Source organism: Rhodococcus sp. C1 (genome assembly GCF_020809065.1).
Classification (GTDB): domain Bacteria; phylum Actinomycetota; class Actinomycetes; order Mycobacteriales; family Mycobacteriaceae; genus Rhodococcus_F; species Rhodococcus_F qingshengii.
In genome coordinates, this window is the sequence record NZ_CP078080.1 from 3746091 (window position 1) to 3763662 (window position 17572).

A 17572-nucleotide genomic window follows, 5' to 3' on the forward strand; every position below is an offset into this window, starting at 1 on the left:
TCGTGCGAGTAGGTGTCCTTGCGTACGAAGGTTGCCTCGCGGCCGAGATCTTCGTTTTCACCGACCTTCTCCTGATCGCCAATCGCGTCGCTGATGGAGCGCCCGCCGACCCCTTCGAGGTATCGGTCATCGCAGCGTCCGGCACGCCCGTCGTTGCGGCAGGTGGATTTTCGCTCGGCGTGCAGGAGGGGCATCACGACATCGATCACCTGGTTGTGCCGGGGTTCGAACTCGTGCCGTCCGAAGACCCTGCGACGCGTTTGTCGCTGTGGGACAGAGAAATCGAGTTCATCCGTGCGTGCGAGGCGCGCGGCGTTCGGGTATCGTCGGTCTGCGTCGGCGCGTATCTGCTGGGCGAGGCGGGACTGCTCGACGGACGCCGATGTACGACGTCGTGGCTGTACGGTGCGGACCTCGCGAGTCGTTACCCCGGTGCGACGGTTCGAACCGACTCGTTGATCGTCCAGGACGACGGCGTCACCACCACTGCTGCGTTCACCGCCGCGCTCGACCTCGCAACAGCACTCGTGCGCGAGCATCTCGGCGACAAGATTGCGCGTACGACCGCAAGAATTACGCTGGCGCCCGAAAACCGAACCAGTCAAGCTCCGTACATCCTCGACTCGATGCTGCCCGCCAAACACACACAGTTTGCCGACGACGTCGGAAGGTGGCTGGTCGAACGGATGGCGGAACCTTACGACTTGGATCTGCTGTCGAGTGCTTTTCACCTCAGCACCCGAACCATGCTTCGGAAGTTCAAGGACGAGACCGGGGAATCGCCGCGCAGTTATCTGCAGCGTGCACGGATCCGAAAAGCGAAACGGTTGTTGGAATCGACCGACTGGCCTCTCGGAAAGATCCTGGGGCACATCGGCTATCAGGATCCTGGAACCTTTCGTGGCCTGTTCACCGACCGCGTCGGCATCAGCCCGGCCGACTACCGAAAGCGATTCCGCAACGGCGGCGCCGGATAGGTGCGAGGCGAGCCCGCCCGAAAACATGGCGAACCGCCCTCTTCTGTAGTCGATCCCGCGCCGAAAGACTGTGCAGAGGAATTGTTTCGACTACTGAGAGGGCTCACCGTGCCGAACCGGAGCATGACCGAAGACGATCCGCTCGAAGACTTCGACCGTCGAACGATCACCATCGACGCAGTGGCGAAGTCCGTGTACGTGGCCGGCACCGGTCCCGCAGTAATCGTCATGCCGGAGATGCCGGGCATCAGCCCGCATGTAGCGCGATTCGCCCGCTGGGTGCGCGACGCCGGTTTCACTGTCTTCGTTCCGTCACTGTTCGGGCACGACGGCGCGGTCCCCACAGTGAACGAGGGGCTGACGGTGTTCAAGAGAGCCTGCGTCAGTGCAGAATTCCGCGCCCTCGCTGCCAACGAACCGAGTCCGGCGGTCCGTTGGCTGCGTTCACTCGCCGCTTCCGCCCATGAGGAGAGCGGCGGACCTGGCGTCGGCGTGATCGGAATGTGCTTCACCGGTAACTTCGCGTTGTCGATGATGCTCGAACCCTCGGTCATCGCGCCGGTTCTCGCCCAACCGTCGTTACCGCTCGATCGACCGGACGAAACCGACAGCGGGCCCGAAGAACTCGAAGCCGTGCGCTCGAGACTCGAGGCCGAAGACCTCACGGTGCTTGCATACCGCTTTCGAGGTGACTCGTTCTGCCGCGCACAACGATTCGCCGCCTACTCGAAAGCATTGGGCGAGCGCTTCGTCGGGAAGGTACTACCCGACGAAGCGGCCAACGCGACAACGTCGCCGTTCTTCGAACACGTCATTGCCAATCCACACAGCGTGGTGACGGCTCATCTCGTCGACGAGGCGGGATCGCCCACCACCGTCGCACGAGACGAGATTCTGCAGTTCTTCCGGGAGCGATTGCTCGCGGAACGAACCAGCGATCAGTGAAGTTTCGTCATCCAGCCGTGGGTGTCGGCGAAGGTTCCGCGCTGGATACCCGTGAGGGTGTCGCGCAGTGCCATCGTCACCTCACCCGGCTCGCCGTCGGCGATGGTGAACTCGCCCTCGGCGGACTTGACGCGTCCGACGGGGGTGATGACTGCTGCTGTGCCGCAAGCGAAGACCTCGGTGATTTCACCGCTCTTGCACTTGGTGCGCCATTCGTCGGTGCTGATCTTGCGCTCCTCGACGGCGAAACCGGAATCGGCGGCAAGGGCGAGCAACGAGTTGCGCGTGATGCCTGGCAACAACGAACCGGACAGCGACGGCGTCACGAGGCGAGCGTCGGGGCCCGAGCCGAAGACGAAGAACAGGTTCATTCCACCCATTTCCTCGACGTACGTGCGCTCGATGGCGTCGAGCCAGACCACCTGGTCGCAACCCTCGTCGGCGGCTTGCGCCTGGGCGAGGAGTGAAGCGGCGTAGTTGCCGGCGAACTTGGCCGCGCCGGTACCACCGGGGGCCGCGCGAACGTATTCGGTGGACAGCCACACACTGACCGGCTTGACGCCGCGCGGGAAGTACGCACCGGCAGGCGAGGCGATCAGCAGGTAGCGGTACTCGTCGGCGGGACGGACACCGAGTCCGGCTTCGGTGGAGAACATGAACGGACGGAGGTAGAGCGCGTCCTCGCCACCGGCTGCGGGAACCCAGTCGAGATCGACGTCGATCAGTTCGGTGATGGAATCGATGAACATCTGCGACGGGAGCTCCGGCATGGCCAGACGGCGCGCAGATGCCGCGAAACGCTCGGCGTTGGCCTCGACGCGGAACGAGCTGATCTCGCCACCCGGCTGACGGTATGCCTTGAGGCCCTCGAAGATGGCCTGTCCGTAGTGCAAAACCATTGCGGCCGGATCGAGCTCGATGTTTCCGTACGGCAACACCTGGGCGTCGTGCCAGCCCTTGCCCGCGGTGTAGTCGATCGAGACCATGTGGTCGGTGAAGTGCCGCCCGAAGCCGGGCGCCGCCAAAATGTCACGGCGCTCGGCGTCGGACTTCGGGGACGAGCTCTGAACACGAACGAAATCGGCGGCACCTGTCATGGGCGCAATCCTATCGAACGTGAAAAAGCTCTCTACTTGGTGTTGGTCTCCACGAACGGAGGAGACACCACGACGCACCGAAGAGCACGACCACGGACGTCGACTTCGATCTCGTCGCCGGCCGAGACATTGGCACCGGAATCGAGGAGCGCCAACGCAATTCCCACTTTGAGCGAGGGCGAAAACGTCCCCGAGGTGGTCTCGCCGATTGCCTCGCCGTCACGCAGAACACCGAGGCCGGCACGAAGCACGCCGCGATCGAGAGCCTTGATCCCCCAGAGTTTGCGAGCCGGGCCGGCAGCCTTCTCGTCGGTCAAGGTCTCTTTGCCCCAGAATGTCGGCTTCTTCCAACCGATCGCCCATCCGCAGCGCGCTTCGAGCGGAGAAATCTCGAGCGAAAGCTCATGCCCGTGCAGCGGATACCCCATCTCGGTACGAAGAGTGTCACGGGCGCCGAGTCCGGCGGCCTGCCCACCCTCGGCGCGCACTGCCTCGAGAAGCGCGCGGAACAACGGCTCGCTGTCGTCCCACCGCGGCAGGAGTTCGTAGCCGACCTCACCGGTGTAACCGCTGCGGCACACACGAACAGGCACGCCGTTCCATTCCGCATCTTCGTACGCCATGTACTCGATCTCGGTGGGAAGTCCCAGAGCGGTCAGAACCGCCACCGATTTCGGACCCTGCACAGCCAGCACACCGTAGGCACGATGCTGATCCTCGACGGTGATTCCGTCCGGTGCCACAGCGACCAGAGCCGCAACGACGTCCGCGGTATTGGCTGCGTTCGGGACGAGGAAGATCTCGTCGTCGCTGACGTAGTACGCAATGAGGTCGTCGATGACACCACCGGACTCGTTGCAGCACAACGTGTACTGAGCCTTACCCGGCCCGATCTTGTTCAGGTCGTTGGTCAGTGCGGAGTTCACGAATTCCGCGGCGCCCGCGCCACGCACGACGGCCTTGCCGAGGTGACTGACGTCGAAGAGTCCGACATTCTCACGCACAGAGGTGTGTTCGGCCACGACGCCGGCGTACGAAACCGGCATCTGCCACCCCCCGAACGGCGCGAACGTCGCGCCGAGTTCGACGTGGACGGGGTGGATCGGGCCCTGCAACAGTTGTTCGTCGGTCATGGCCCACAACCTATCGGACTTCGCCGATCGAAACATGTCCGCAGCGAGAGCTCACCCGGCCGTGACGATCGCCCGTCCGCAAACTGCAAAGGGCCTAACATCGACTCAGGCATCCGCCAGAACCGGACGCATCGCACACTCACCTCACAGGAGACACCTTGAGCACTCGCACAGCCCGATCGTTGGGACCGGACCTCGTTCTCGCCGGCACAGTCGCCAAGCGCGCAGAGATACTGGTCGTCGGTCTGACGTCGGGCCCGGACGGCCCCGAAATCGCACTCAGCGAAGGCATCGTCGCCGAAGACGTACTCGCCGAGATCCTCGACAGCCTCATCGCCGTCGGCGCCACGGGCAAGCCCGAGCAGCTCACTCGTGTCCCGGCACCGAGCGAACTGTCGGTCACCAGCGTTCTCGCCGTCGGACTCGGCTCTGCCGACAAGCTCGGCAGCGAGCAGATCCGTAAGTCCGCCGGCGCCGCAGCTCGCTCGTTGTCCGGCATCGACACCGTCGCAACCACGCTCTCGATCCTCGACCTCGGTGCAGCCGCCGAGGGATTTGCGTTGGGCGCGTACAGCTTCACCGAATTCAAGTCGTCCATGACGGCTCCCGGTCCCGATTCGCAGCCACTGGCCCGCGTCGAACTTCTGGTGCCGTCGCCGCGCACGAAGGAGACCAAAGCGACGCTGGCACGGTCGGCTGCCATCGCCGAGGCCGTCGCCACCGCACGCGAGTTCGTCAACACTCCCCCGAGCCACCTCTACCCCGCCGAGTTCGCCGCGCGCGCGAAAGCACTGGGCGTCGAGGCCGGGCTCACCGTCCAGGTTCTCGACGAGAAGGCACTCGAGAAGGGTGGCTACGGCGGAATCATCGGCGTCGGCAAGGGCTCGTCACGCCAGCCGCGTCTCGTCCGCCTCGAATACGCGTCGAAGAAGCGTGGTGCCCGCAAGGTCGCACTGGTGGGTAAGGGCATCACCTTCGACACCGGCGGAATCTCCATCAAGCCCGCCGCCGGTATGGAGAACATGACCTCGGACATGGGCGGCGCCGCAGCCGTCATCTCCACCGTCGTGCTTGCCGCCAAGCTCGGCCTGCCCGTCAACGTCGTCGCATACGTACCGATGGCCGAGAACATGCCGTCCGCGACCGCCCAGCGTCCCGGCGACGTGCTGACCCAGTACGGCGGAATCACCATCGAGGTCGTCAACACCGACGCCGAGGGCCGTTTGATTCTTGCCGACGCGATGGTTCGCGCGGGTGAGGACAATCCCGACTACATGATCGACACCGCCACCCTGACCGGTGCGCAGATGGTCGCGCTCGGCAACCGCACCCCCGGAGTCATGGGCACCGACGAGTTCCGTGACCGCGTCGCCTCCATCTCGCAGAGCGTCGGCGAGAACGGCTGGGCCATGCCGCTGCCGGAGGAATTGCGCGGAGATCTCGACTCCAAGGTCGCCGACATGGCCAATGTCACCCCACACCGCTGGGGCGGCATGCTGGTCGCAGCCCACTACCTCAAGGAATTCGTTCCCGAGGGTGTCCAGTGGGCGCACATCGACGTCGCGGGGCCGGCCTACAACACGTCAGGGCCGTGGGGTTACACCGGCAAGGGCGGTACCGGCGTTCCCGTTCGCACGATGATCTCGGTCCTGGAGGACATCGCGGTCAACGGCTGACCCCTTGCTGTGCGCCTTTGTTAACCCCCCGCGGTTAATAAAGGCGCACAGCAGTTCAGGCGCCGTCGCGCAATTCCTGCTCTCGGGCCCGCTTGCGTTCGATTCGCTTACGTTCGTCGTGATCGCGCATACGCTGCGGATATCCCGTCTTGCGGACGTCGTAGACCGGGATCTTCAAGTCCTGTCCCAATTTGCGGGCACCACGTTCGCCGCCGACACGACGACGAGTCCACTCCCCGTCCTTCGCAACCAGGACGACGGTCACCTCGGTCACCGTCGTCTGCGGTTCCACATAGGCCTCGACGCCTTCGTGCGAGTGCGCCCAATTCGCCAGATGATCCGCATCACTTTGCGCTGCGGCCTGAGCCGCACTTGGCGGACGCTTGAAACGATCGAACAGTCCCACGGTCGTACCCTCCTCGGTACCGACGCCGCGGATGCACCCCGGCGATATGTCAAGTTTGCCAGGCGATGTCCGTTGTGCCTGCGCACGACATACCGTTTGGTCCGCTTACGACGTTACAGCCGGACCCCCGACGCATACCTACTCGCCAGTAGCCGACACACCCGAAACGGACGGCATCCCCCTCATCGGACACGCCCGGCGTATCAATGGAAAGATGAACGACGGTGACGCCGCGCCCGCGCGTCGACATCGGCAAAATAGCTACAAGTAGCCGCACGTCGCGCGCCACTCGAGCACAATGCATTACGACCACAAGTCGACAAAATTCAACAACCCGAACACAACTGTCGAGGAGTCAAAAGACATGGCCTTCTCCGTCCAGATGCCAGCCCTAGGTGAGAGCGTCACCGAGGGAACTGTCACACGGTGGCTCAAGCAGGAAGGAGACACGGTCGAAGTCGACGAACCCTTGCTCGAAGTCTCCACGGACAAGGTCGACACCGAGATTCCGTCTCCCGTCGCCGGCGTCCTGACCAAGATCGTCGCGCAGGAAGACGACACCGTGGAAATCGGTGGCGAGCTCGCCCAGATCGGTGAAGCCGGCGAAGCCGCAGCACCCGCGGCAGAGGCACCCGCCCCCGCCGCAGAGGAAGCTCCCGCCGAGGAAGCGCCGGCTGCCGAAGCTCCCGCTGAAGAAGCTCCCGCTGCCGAGGCACCCGCCGCTTCGAGCGGTTCCGCTGAAGGTACCGCCGTGACGATGCCCGCCCTCGGCGAGTCCGTCACCGAAGGCACCGTCACCCGTTGGCTCAAGGCTGTCGGCGACGAGGTTGCCGTCGACGAGGCGCTGCTCGAAGTCTCGACCGACAAGGTCGACACAGAGATCCCGTCCCCCGTCGCCGGAATCCTGCTCGAGATCAATGCGCAGGAAGACGACACCGTCGAGATCGGTGGCCAGCTGGCCGTCGTCGGATCCGGCGCACCCGCCGCGGCTCCGGCACCCAAGGCCGCTCCCGCAGCACCGGCCGCACCCCCTGCCCCCAAGGCTGAAGCACCGAAGGCTGAGGCACCCAAGGCCGAGGCACCCAAGCCTGCTGCCGCACCGGCCGCCCCCGCTCCGAAGCCTGCTGCGGCTCCCGCACCGGCGGCTGCCCCCGCAGCTTCCGGCGACAGCAGCCCGTACGTCACCCCGCTCGTGCGCAAGCTCGCAACGGACAACGGCGTCGACCTCGCGACCGTCACCGGCACCGGCGTCGGCGGCCGCATCCGCAAACAGGATGTGCTCGCCGCTGCGGAGGCCAAGAAGGCTCCCGCCGCCGCTCCCGCTGCTGCAGCACCCGCGGCCGCACCGGCCGCCACCGCAGCCGCAGGCGTCCGACCCGAACTGGCACACCTGCGTGGAACCACGCAGAAGGCCAACCGTATTCGGCAGATCACGGCCACCAAGACGCGCGAGTCGCTGCAGAACACCGCTCAGCTCACGCAGACCTTCGAGGTGGACGTCACCAAGATCGTCGCCCTGCGGGCCCGTGCCAAGGCCGGCTTCATCGAGCGCGAAGGCGTCAACCTGACGTTCCTTCCGTTCTTCGCCAAGGCAGTCGTCGAGGCGCTGAAGTCGCACCCGAACATCAACGCCAGCTACGACGAGGCTGCCAAGCAGATCACCTACTACGACGCTGAGCACCTCGGCATCGCAGTGGACACCGATCAGGGCTTGCTCTCCCCCGTCATCCACAACGCCGGCGATCTCGGCCTGGCCGGCTTGGCCCGCGCCATCGCCGACATCGCCAAGCGTGCACGCTCGGGTGGCCTGAAGCCGGACGAGCTCTCGGGTGGCACCTTCACCATCACCAACATCGGCAGCCAGGGCGCGCTGTTCGACACCCCGATCCTGGTACCGCCGCAGGCGGCCATGCTCGGAACCGGCGCGATCGTCAAGCGCCCGATGGTGGTCACCGACGAGAACGGCAACGAGTCCATCGGCGTTCGCTCGATGATCTACTTGCCGCTGACCTACGATCACCGGCTGGTCGACGGCGCCGACGCCGGCCGATTCCTCACCACTGTGAAGCAGCGGTTGGAAGAAGCCTCGTTCGAAGCTGATCTGGGCCTGTAAGCAACTGCTCGGCCGGCCGGGGCGTCATCTCCATCAGGAGGTGGCGCCCCGGCTTTTTCAGTACGGTCGGAGATATACGTTCGGATATCGAAGCACGCTGAATCGAAGGAGGCTTTCCGAATGCGAGTAGTCATCGCCGGCTCGTCCGGTTTGATCGGAACGGCCTTGGTGTCATCGTTGCGCTCCGACAACCACGACGTGGTGCGTCTGGTGCGACGCTCGACTGCCGGCCCCGACGAATCGCGTTGGGACCCGGACCACGACCGTCTGGACCTCTCCGTCCTGCAGGGCGCCGACGCCGTCGTGAACCTCTGCGGCGTCGGCATCGGCGACAAACGGTGGTCGGGTTCCTACAAGCAAGCGATCCGTGACAGCCGCATCGTCGCGACCGACGTCTTGGCCGAAGCGGTCGCGAGTGAGAAGGTTCCCGTCCTCGCCAACGCGAGCGCCGTCGGCTATTACGGCGACACCGGCGACAAGATCGTCGACGAGGATTCGCCGGCAGGCACAGACTTTCTCGCCACGACGTGTCGCGATTGGGAACTTGCCACCGAACCGGCGCGTGCGGCGGGTGCCCGCGTCGTCAATCTGCGGTCCGGCGTCGTGATTTCACCTCATGGGGGCATGCTCGGTCGGCTTCGGCGCCTTTATTCGTTCGGCCTCGGCGGGCGACTGGGCAACGGTCGCCAGTACTTTCCGTGGATCTCACTCGAGGACGAGTGCGACGCGATCAAGTTCGCGCTCACGAATTCCGAACTCTCCGGTCCCGTCAACCTGACCGGTCCGGCCCCTGTCACCAATGCCCAGTTCAATGACGCCATGTCCCGTGCGGTCCACCGCCCGGCTCCCTGGATCGTTCCCGGGTTCGCACTCGAAGCGTTGATCGGAGAATTCGCCAAGAGCGGCATCCTCGGTGGCCAGCGCGCCATTCCCGCAGCTTTGGAAAAGGCGGGATTCTCTTTCCGCCACAACACGATCGGCGAAGCGCTGGCGGCCGCACTCGGTTGATTCCGAAGTCGGGCGTAATCTCTACGTCCATGAGCAGCGCTGCCGTTTCCGCCCGGTTCTCGAAACTGCCGATCGCCGTCGAGCAACTCGGTTCGATCGACTACAACGCCGCGTGGGACCGCCAGCGTGAGCTCGCGGCAGCGCGGGCGGACGACATCGGACCGGACACGCTACTGCTCCTCGAACACCCGCCGGTGTACACGGCAGGACGACGCACGGAACCCGAAGATCGTCCCGTCGACGGCACGCCTGTCATCGACGTCGACCGCGGCGGGAAGATCACCTGGCACGGCCCCGGCCAGCTGGTGGGATATCCGATCGTGAAACTGGCCGAGCCCATCGACGTGGTGCGGTATGTCCGACGCATCGAGGAAGCACTGATCACGGTGTGCACGGACCTCGGCCTGAACTGCGGGCGCATCGACGGCCGCTCCGGCGTCTGGCTGCCTGCCGAACTCGCAAACGGGCAATGGAAGCCCGAGCGCAAGGTTTCTGCCATCGGCGTGCGCGTCCAACGGGGCGTGGCACTGCACGGCTTCTCCCTGAACTGCAATTCGGTCCTGACCGGATTCGACAACATCATTCCCTGCGGCATCCGTGACGCCGGGGTCACGACGCTGTCGCATGAACTCGGTCGCGACGTCACCGTGGACGAAGTCACTCCCGCTGTGACCGAGGCAGTGATCGCTGCTCTCGACGGAACCATGCCCGTCACCGAACGGAACGTCGAGCGCGTCACCTTCGAAAGCGCCTCGCCTATTCCGACTTTTACTACCGTTCAGTACAGCTGACGGGCTCGCCCGAACCCCGTTGCAGTAATCACCGGGCGTAGGATCACTGTCGTGACTATCGCCCCAGAAGGACGTAAGCTGCTCCGTCTCGAGATCCGAAACGCGGAGACGCCCATCGAACGCAAACCCAACTGGATCAAGACCCGAGCAAAGATGGGCCCCGAGTACACGGAGCTCAAGGGCCTGGTCAAGCGTGAAGGTTTGCACACCGTCTGCGAGGAAGCGGGCTGCCCCAACATCTACGAGTGCTGGGAAGACCGCGAAGCCACGTTCCTGATCGGCGGTGAGCAGTGCACACGCCGCTGCGACTTCTGCCAGATCGACACCGGCAAGCCCGAAGCCCTCGACCGCGACGAGCCCCGTCGCGTCGCGGAAAGCGTTCAGGCCATGGGCCTTCGATACTCCACGATCACCGGCGTCGCCCGCGACGACCTCCCCGACGGCGGCGCCTGGCTCTACGCCGAGACCGTCCGCAAGATCCACGAACTCAACCCGGGCACCGGCGTCGAGAACCTGGTTCCGGACTTCAACGGCAAGCCCGAACTGCTCGACGAGGTCTTCGCCTCACGCCCCGAGGTACTCGCACACAACCTCGAGACCGTCCCCCGCATCTTCAAGCGGATCCGTCCGGCATTCCGGTACCAGCGCAGCCTCGACGTCATCACCGCAGCACGCGACTACGGACTGGTCACCAAGTCCAACCTGATCCTCGGCATGGGCGAAACCCCTGAAGAGGTCACCGAGGCGATGGCAGATCTCCACGCCGCCGGTTGCGACATCCTCACCATCACCCAGTACCTGCGACCCTCGCCCCGGCACCACCCCGTCGAGCGGTGGGTCAAGCCCGAGGAGTTCGTCGCACACTCGAAGGCTGCAGAAGAGATGGGCTTCGCCGGCGTCATGGCCGGTCCGTTGGTTCGCTCGTCGTACCGCGCCGGCCGCCTGTATGCGCAGGCCATGGCACATCACGGCCGCGAACTTCCCGAGGCGCAGCGTCATCTGACCGAGGGCGGCGACGCTTCCCAGGAAGCCAGCTCACTCATGGCGCGCCTGAATCGCTGATCCACTTTTTGCTGTGCGCCTTTATTAACCGCGGGCGGTTAGTAAAGGCGCACAGCAATGGACGTATCCTGGGTACATGGCGAACGGCAGCAAATCCGGTAAGGGCAAACCCACCAAAGAGGCAAAGGCTGCAGCGAAGGCTGCCCGCAAGCAGGCTTCCAAGGAACGTAGAACTCAGCTCTGGCAGGCATTCCAGATGCAGCGCAAGGACGACAAGCTCCTCCTGCCGCTGATGATCGGCACCCTCGTCGGTGCGGCTCTGGTCTTCTTCCTGGTCGGCCTCATCTGGGGCCTTCAGTGGTTCCTACTGCCGATCGGCATCGTTCTCGGTCTCCTCGGCGCCTTCATCATCTTCGGTCGTCGCGTCCAGAAATCGGTGTACAAGAAGGCTGAAGGTCAGGCCGGTGCCGCTGCGTGGGCGCTCGACAACATGCAGGGTGCGTGGCGCGTTACGAATGCCGTCGCCGGCACTACCCAACTCGATGCCGTTCACCGCGTCGTCGGACGGCCGGGTGTCATCCTCGTCGCCGAAGGTTCGCCGCAACGCGTCAAGGGCCTCCTCGCGCAGGAGAAGAAGAAGACCGCCCGCCTCATCGGCGACACCCCGATCTACGACATCATCATCGGCAACGACGAGGGCCAGGTTCCGCTCTCGCAGCTCCAGCGCTACTTGAACAAGTTGCCCCGCAACATCGACACCAAGCGCATGGACAACATCGAAGGTCGCCTCGCTGCACTGAGCGCACGCGGCGGCGGAGCAGCGCTTCCCAAGGGCCCGATGCCCGGAGGCGCGAAGATGAAGGGAATGCAGCGAACCATTCGTCGTCGCTGACACTCCCCCACAGCAAAACGAAAGACCCGGGCCCACACGGACCCGGGTCTTTCTTTACTTCGAGAAATTTGTGTCAGCGCGATTTCACGAGCAAAGTGCCGGTCGCGCGGTCCTGCATACCGCGACCGTCGATGTCGGTGATGGTCGCGGGAATCACGAACACAAGCAGTGCCTGACGTCCGAGCGCGCGCACGAAGCCCACTCGAATCGGGCCTTCGATTCGTGCAACCTGAAGTCCGAGGACGAACTGCCCCGGTGTGAAGTTGAACAGCGCCACCGTGACGACGCCGACTGCGAACCACACCATCAGCGTGACAGTCGAGGTCATACCGTCGAAGAAGTCGCCGGTGATGAGCGAGGCCACTCCCACAGCCATCACCCAATCCACCAACAGTGCCGCGATACGACGGCCCGAACCGACCAGCGAACCCGGACCCTCCTGAGGGAAACCGAGGAGCTCGCCACGGTACGACTGCTCACGGCCGTCCGCGCTCTTCGGCAAAGCTGCTTGCGGCCCAGAGAGCCAAGTTCCGGTGATACGTGCCATGCTGTCCAGGATAGGCGTCGCAGCACCGTAGTCCAGATTTGCCGGGTTTTAACTGTGTGGCCGGTCACATGGACTTCGGAAATCCCCAGGATGCTGCGACGCGTAACACTGCCGAAACAAAGGGTTGACGAGCGGGCAACACCAGCTCCCTACCGTCTGCCTCGACGGATTCAACCGACATCACTTGGCTGAAGCGACTTAAGGAGCACAAGCGTGGCGTTCACCACGGCCGAAGAGGTCATCAAGTACATCGCGGACGAGAACATCGAGTACGTCGACATTCGGTTCAGCGACCTGCCCGGCGTCCAGCAGCACTTCTCGATCCCGGCGTCTGCTTTCAACCAGGACGTGTTCGAGGACGGCCTCGCATTCGACGGATCTTCGGTCCGCGGATTCCAGTCGATCCACGAGTCCGACATGATGTTGCTTCCCGACGTCACCACGGCGCAGATCGACCCCTTCCGCAAGGCGAAGACCCTCAACATCAACTTCTTCGTGCACGACCCGTTCACCCGTGAGTCCTACAGCCGCGACCCGCGCAACGTTGCCCGCAAGGCCGAGGAGTACTTGGTCAGCACCGGCATCGCGGACACCGCATTCTTCGGCGCCGAGGCCGAGTTCTACATCTTCGACTCGGTTCGCTACGACTCCGGCATGAACTCCGCGTTCTACGAGCTGGATTCCATCTCCGGTTCCTGGAACACCGGCGCAGAGACCAACGCCGACGGCTCCCCGAACCTCGGCTACAAGGTTCGCGCCAAGGGCGGCTACTTCCCCGTCGCTCCGTACGACCACTACGTGGACCTGCGCGACGAAATCTCCACCAACCTGACCAACGCGGGCTTCGAGCTCGAGCGCGGCCACCACGAGGTCGGTACCGGCGGACAGCAGGAGATCAACTACAAGTTCAACACGCTGCTCGCAGCTGCTGACGACCTGCAGCTGTTCAAGTACATCGTCAAGAACACCTGCTGGCAGCACGGCAAGTCCGCGACCTTCATGCCGAAGCCGCTCTTCGGTGACAACGGCTCGGGCATGCACGTCCACCAGTCCCTGTGGAAGGACGGCAAGCCCCTCTTCCACGACGAGTCCGGCTACGCGGGCCTCTCGGACATGGCTCGCCACTACATCGGCGGCATCCTGCACCACGCTCCGTCGCTGTTGGCCTTCACCAACCCGACGATCAACTCGTACCACCGTCTGGTGCCGGGCTACGAAGCCCCCATCAACCTCGTGTACAGCCAGCGCAACCGCTCGGCAGCTGTCCGTATCCCGATCACGGGCAACAACCCGAAGGCAAAGCGTCTCGAGTTCCGCGCACCCGACTCCTCGGGTAACCCGTACCTCAACTTCGCTGCACAGATGATGGCCGGCCTGGACGGCATCAAGAACAAGATCGAGCCGATGGCTCCGGTCGACAAGGACCTCTACGAGCTTCCCCCGGAGGAGGCTCGCAACATCCCGCAGGCTCCGACCAGCCTCGAGACGGTCATCAACCGCCTCGAAGCCGATCACGAGTACCTGACCGAGGGTGGCGTCTTCACCACCGACCTGATCGAGACCTGGATCTCGCTCAAGCGCGAGCAGGAAATCGCTCCGGTCAACCTGCGTCCGCACCCGTACGAGTTCGAGCTCTACTACGACGTGTGATCCGCATCCTGACGTAAGTCAGACCTGCGAGTACCGAGTCCGCCCGTCCCGCTTCTGCGGGGCGGGTGGACTTGTTTCGTCCGAGGGAAACCCCTCGGACAGATGATGACCGGCCTTCATACCGGACGCGGTCGAATCGCGGATCAGCCGCGGGCACGTTGACCGATGGCCGCATTGTTGACGATATGGGCGATTCGACCTGCCCGTGTTGCGTCTCGAGCGGCACTGACGATCCACCACAGCATCTGTTTGCGGGCGCTGGGCGGAAAACTGTCCCAGTTGCTTCGCGCTTGCGTGTCCAGGTCCAGCGCCGCCTGCAAGTCAGATGGTTCCTCGAGGTCTTCGACTTGGTCGAGAATCGTCCACCAACCAGTGGATTTCGCGGCAGCAATGGCACCACGACCAGCAGCGGTCATGAGGCCACGCGCCTCCATATCAGCTGCGCGTTCGCGGTTGAGTCGGGTCCAGGAACTCTTGCGTCTCCGCGGTGTGAACAGTTGCAAATTGCGCTCTTCGTCGAAGACGGTGTTGGTGGAATCGATCCACCCAAAGCAGATCGCTTCCTCAACGGCCTGAGGGTAGGGGCAGCGTGGTCGGCTGGTGGTGGTGCGCCAGGAGCACAACCACACTCCGCGGCCTGACGTGTGATTGTCCGTCAACCAAGTTCGCCACTGTTCGCGAGTCTCGGCGTGGATGATCGGGTAGTCGAACTTCCACGTCTGAGGGTGGACGGAAGCCGGCGGCGATGATTTCGAATCGGTCACTTACTCTCCAGCCTAGAGGGAATCGGATACGTGTCTCGATAGACGAGGGGCCTGCGCAGGGAACACGTCCCCGCGGCAACTTGGACGTGAATGGTCTTGTCGCGCAATCCTCTTCTGACTGTCATGGTGGCGAGACCCTGAGGTGAAGGGCGAGCCGACTGACGGTGTCGGCAAGCTCGGTTGGTTCGATGACGACCACTGGGGCGGTGAGCGCAATGCGCGCAACCGTCATGGCGAGCCTGCCGAGATCTTCGCTGCGGATCTCGACAAGGCAGCGGTCCGCTGCCACCTCGATCGGTGTGTGGTCAATCCATCTGAGTACGCCCTCGAGGTCGGCGAACGTAGCTTCGATGGCGAGTTTTGCATCGTGGTGACGGGGTGGCGAGCCAACTGATCTCGCGACGAAGCCTGCCGCGTCACCGCCCGGGATCTCGCGTGGCGTGAAATGACTGCCTGCCAGCCAGGGCTCCGAGAGCCGGTCCAGTCGAAATGTTCGCCAATCCGAACGATGGTGGTCCCATGCTACGAGATACCAACGACGCCCCGCCGTGACAAGGCGGTGCGACTCGACGAGTCGTCTGCTGCTCTCGCCATCACCTCGCCGATAGTCGAAACGAACGTGCTCGTGGTCGCGACATGCCGCAGCGAGCACACTGAGTGCTTCGGGATCGACGATGTCGTCATTTGCCCGCCGCATGGAACTGACGCTCGAATGCAGTGCCGACACACGTCGGCGTAGTCGATGGGGCAGGAGTGTTTCGATCTTCGTCAGCGCGCGCAGCGCCGTTTCTTCGATGCCTCCGATGGCGGCCTCGGCGGCGTAGCGCAGTCCGACGGCTACCGCCACGGACTCGTCATCGTCGAGGATCAGGGGCGGCACGTGCGCCCCCGTTGCAAGTCGGTAGCCCCCGTATTTTCCGGACGTGGAATCGACCGGATAGCCGAGGTCGCGTAGGCGATCGATGTCGCGGCGCACCGTCCGCTGCGTGACATCGAGTCGTGCGGCAAGTTCGGCACAGTGCCAGAAGCGATGAGTCTGAAGGAGCGAGAGCAGTTGCAGTGCTCGGCCTGTGGGATCGTTCCGCATTTCTTCAGATTGCCAGCGATCTAGGACTTTATGTGTCCACGATGCTCCCTATCGTCGGAGCAACCGGTCGATCCAGACACGAGATCGGTACTCGACTCAAAGGAGCATCCGTGAATCCATCCGACTTCCCCAGGCCCGTCCTCATCCCAGTGAACGGCGTGGAACTCGAAGTCTTCGAGGCAGGGCGACACAATGCCGGGAAACCCATCGTGTTGTGTCACGGATGGCCAGAGCACGCCTATTCCTGGCGATACCAGGTGCCCGCCCTTGTCGAGGCGGGCTACCACGTCATCGTCCCGAACCAACGCGGCTACGGCAATTCGTCACGTCCGACCGAAGTGACGGACTATGACATCGAACATTTGGCGGGTGATCTCATCGCACTTCTCGATCACTACGGCTACGACGATGCCACCTTTGTCGGTCACGATTGGGGTGCCTTTGTCGTGTGGGGCCTTACCCTGTTGCACCCGGACCGGGTAAACAAAGTGATCAACCTGAGCCTGCCCTACCAGGATCGCGGAGAGCAGCCGTGGATTGAGTTCATGGAAGCCGTGCTTGGCGGTGATTTCTACTTCGTCCATTTCAATCGACAGCCGGGCGTCGCGGACGCGGTGTTCGAAGACAACACCTTCCGGTTCCTCCGCAACCTGTACCGGAAGAACGAACCCCTCAGGGAACCTCAGCCGGGTATGGCGCTGATCGATCTCGCCAAAGCAGAGACACCACTCGGTGAGCCCCTGATGAGCGATAGAGAATTGGCCGTTTTCGTCTCCGCCTTCGAATCGACAGGATTCACGGGCAGTGTGAACTGGTACAGGAACCTTGACCGCAACTGGCATCTGCTGGCGGAGGTGGACCCGATCATCCAACAGCCCACACTCATGATCTACGGCGACCGTGACGCGATCGCGAGAGCTGAGAACCTGACAGAGTTCGTGCCCAATGTGGAAGTAGTCAATCTCGATTGCGGTCACTGGATCCAACAAGAAAGACCCGAAGAGACCAACCAAGCGATCTTGAACTGGCTGGAACGGCAGGATGCCACATAGTTTCAAGGCTAGGTGCGGTCTCAGTGAAAATGTCAGTCTCATTCAAGTCCAGTAGGGGGCTTGATCCGGACCGACCGTCTTCGAGATTTGGCGAGAGCGGCGGTAAACAAACCATGCACTCAACCCGACGATGGGCACAAGCCAAATCCCGACAGAGAAGGCGACAGCGCGCCACACACCGACTCGCCCGGACACAGAAACCACATCGGCCGTTCCGACAAGACACAGGGAAAGCCAAATCAAGGCGAGAATGAATCCGCCGCCGTACAGAAGAAAGAATGCTTCGAATCCGTCCATGCAGTCCATTCCACTGTCGGCGCAGTCCTGAAGCCCAGCCGCACCGAGTAGGGAAATGTTCACGGTGGCGATGCTACGGGCCAGGGCGTCCCGAACTGCCGAACAAGCGGGCGGATTCGGCGATGCGAACGCCGC

General features: G+C 63.5%; 16 protein-coding genes. 10 read left to right on the top strand and 6 right to left on the bottom strand.

The features are described 5' to 3' along the window. Positions 1–2 precede the first annotated feature (2 nt). Together KTR60_RS17050 and KTR60_RS17055 are read left to right on the top strand one after the other, a co-directional pair. Positions 3–977, top strand: a complete 975-nt coding sequence (locus KTR60_RS17050; protein ID WP_058226930.1) for a GlxA family transcriptional regulator — start codon at positions 3–5, stop codon at positions 975–977. A 123-nt stretch (positions 978–1100) separates the two neighbouring features. After that, positions 1101–1922: a dienelactone hydrolase family protein gene (locus tag KTR60_RS17055; protein WP_082654849.1), complete on the top strand. Its 822-nt coding sequence runs from the start codon at positions 1101–1103 to the stop codon at positions 1920–1922. Here KTR60_RS17055 and KTR60_RS17060 read toward each other — a convergent pair. After that, on the bottom strand, positions 1916–3019 hold the full coding sequence (locus KTR60_RS17060) for a branched-chain amino acid aminotransferase (protein WP_003941766.1): 1104 nt from the start codon (positions 3017–3019) through the stop codon (positions 1916–1918). The two genes, KTR60_RS17055 and KTR60_RS17060, sit on opposite strands and share 7 nt — an antisense overlap. A 32-nt stretch (positions 3020–3051) precedes the next feature. Next, positions 3052–4152 carry a glycine cleavage system aminomethyltransferase GcvT gene (gcvT, locus tag KTR60_RS17065; RefSeq protein ID WP_042921858.1) on the bottom strand — a complete coding sequence of 367 codons (1101 nt, stop codon included), beginning with the start codon at positions 4150–4152 and terminating at the stop codon, positions 3052–3054. A 158-nt stretch (positions 4153–4310) separates the two neighbouring features. Between gcvT and KTR60_RS17070 the strand changes: the two genes are divergently transcribed. Next, on the top strand, positions 4311–5828 hold the full coding sequence (locus KTR60_RS17070) for a leucyl aminopeptidase (protein WP_007730044.1): 1518 nt from the start codon (positions 4311–4313) through the stop codon (positions 5826–5828). Between the two features lie 55 nt (positions 5829–5883). Here KTR60_RS17070 and KTR60_RS17075 read toward each other — a convergent pair whose 3' ends face one another. Next, entirely contained in the window at positions 5884–6234 is a 351-nt protein-coding gene (locus KTR60_RS17075; RefSeq protein WP_003941713.1) for a hypothetical protein, read from the bottom strand. Between the two features lie 364 nt (positions 6235–6598). Here KTR60_RS17075 and sucB point away from each other — a divergent pair, with 364 nt between their 5' ends. From sucB to KTR60_RS17100, 5 genes are all read left to right on the top strand, one after another. Continuing rightward, positions 6599–8347, top strand: a complete 1749-nt coding sequence (gene sucB / locus KTR60_RS17080) for a 2-oxoglutarate dehydrogenase, E2 component, dihydrolipoamide succinyltransferase (RefSeq protein WP_075835335.1) — start codon at positions 6599–6601, stop codon at positions 8345–8347. Positions 8348–8467: 120 nt separating this feature from the next. Continuing rightward, positions 8468–9355, top strand: a complete 888-nt coding sequence (locus KTR60_RS17085; RefSeq protein ID WP_007730042.1) for a TIGR01777 family oxidoreductase — start codon at positions 8468–8470, stop codon at positions 9353–9355. A 29-nt stretch (positions 9356–9384) separates the two neighbouring features. Next, a complete protein-coding gene (gene lipB, locus KTR60_RS17090) occupies positions 9385–10146 on the top strand; it encodes a lipoyl(octanoyl) transferase LipB (protein ID WP_228401072.1) in 762 nt (253 codons plus the stop codon). Between the two features lie 51 nt (positions 10147–10197). Beyond that, positions 10198–11208: a lipoyl synthase gene (gene lipA, locus KTR60_RS17095; protein WP_003941610.1), complete on the top strand. Its 1011-nt coding sequence runs from the start codon at positions 10198–10200 to the stop codon at positions 11206–11208. A 76-nt stretch (positions 11209–11284) separates the two neighbouring features. Continuing rightward, complete coding sequence (locus tag KTR60_RS17100) at positions 11285–12040, top strand: DUF4191 domain-containing protein (protein WP_003941625.1); 756 nt, start codon at positions 11285–11287, stop codon at positions 12038–12040. A 73-nt stretch (positions 12041–12113) separates the two neighbouring features. On the opposite strand, the gene KTR60_RS17105 is transcribed toward KTR60_RS17100, so the two are convergent. Next, positions 12114–12587, bottom strand: a complete 474-nt coding sequence (locus KTR60_RS17105; RefSeq protein WP_003941579.1) for an RDD family protein — start codon at positions 12585–12587, stop codon at positions 12114–12116. Positions 12588–12800: 213 nt separating this feature from the next. Here KTR60_RS17105 and glnA point away from each other — a divergent pair, with 213 nt between their 5' ends. Continuing rightward, on the top strand, positions 12801–14237 hold the full coding sequence (gene glnA / locus KTR60_RS17110; RefSeq protein WP_003941609.1) for a type I glutamate--ammonia ligase: 1437 nt from the start codon (positions 12801–12803) through the stop codon (positions 14235–14237). A 143-nt stretch (positions 14238–14380) separates the two neighbouring features. Here the strand turns inward: glnA and KTR60_RS17115 are convergent, their stop codons facing one another. Both KTR60_RS17115 and KTR60_RS17120 read right to left on the bottom strand, forming a co-directional pair. Then, positions 14381–15001 carry a YdeI/OmpD-associated family protein gene (locus KTR60_RS17115; protein ID WP_042445829.1) on the bottom strand — a complete coding sequence of 207 codons (621 nt, stop codon included), beginning with the start codon at positions 14999–15001 and terminating at the stop codon, positions 14381–14383. A 121-nt stretch (positions 15002–15122) separates the two neighbouring features. Then, a complete protein-coding gene (locus KTR60_RS17120; protein ID WP_007735427.1) occupies positions 15123–16088 on the bottom strand; it encodes a helix-turn-helix transcriptional regulator in 966 nt (321 codons plus the stop codon). A 110-nt stretch (positions 16089–16198) separates the two neighbouring features. Between KTR60_RS17120 and KTR60_RS17125 the strand changes: the two genes are divergently transcribed. After that, positions 16199–17140 (top strand): alpha/beta fold hydrolase, encoded by a 942-nt coding sequence (locus tag KTR60_RS17125; RefSeq protein ID WP_042445952.1) that lies wholly within the window; start codon positions 16199–16201, stop codon positions 17138–17140. The last annotated feature ends 432 nt before the right edge of the window (positions 17141–17572 follow it).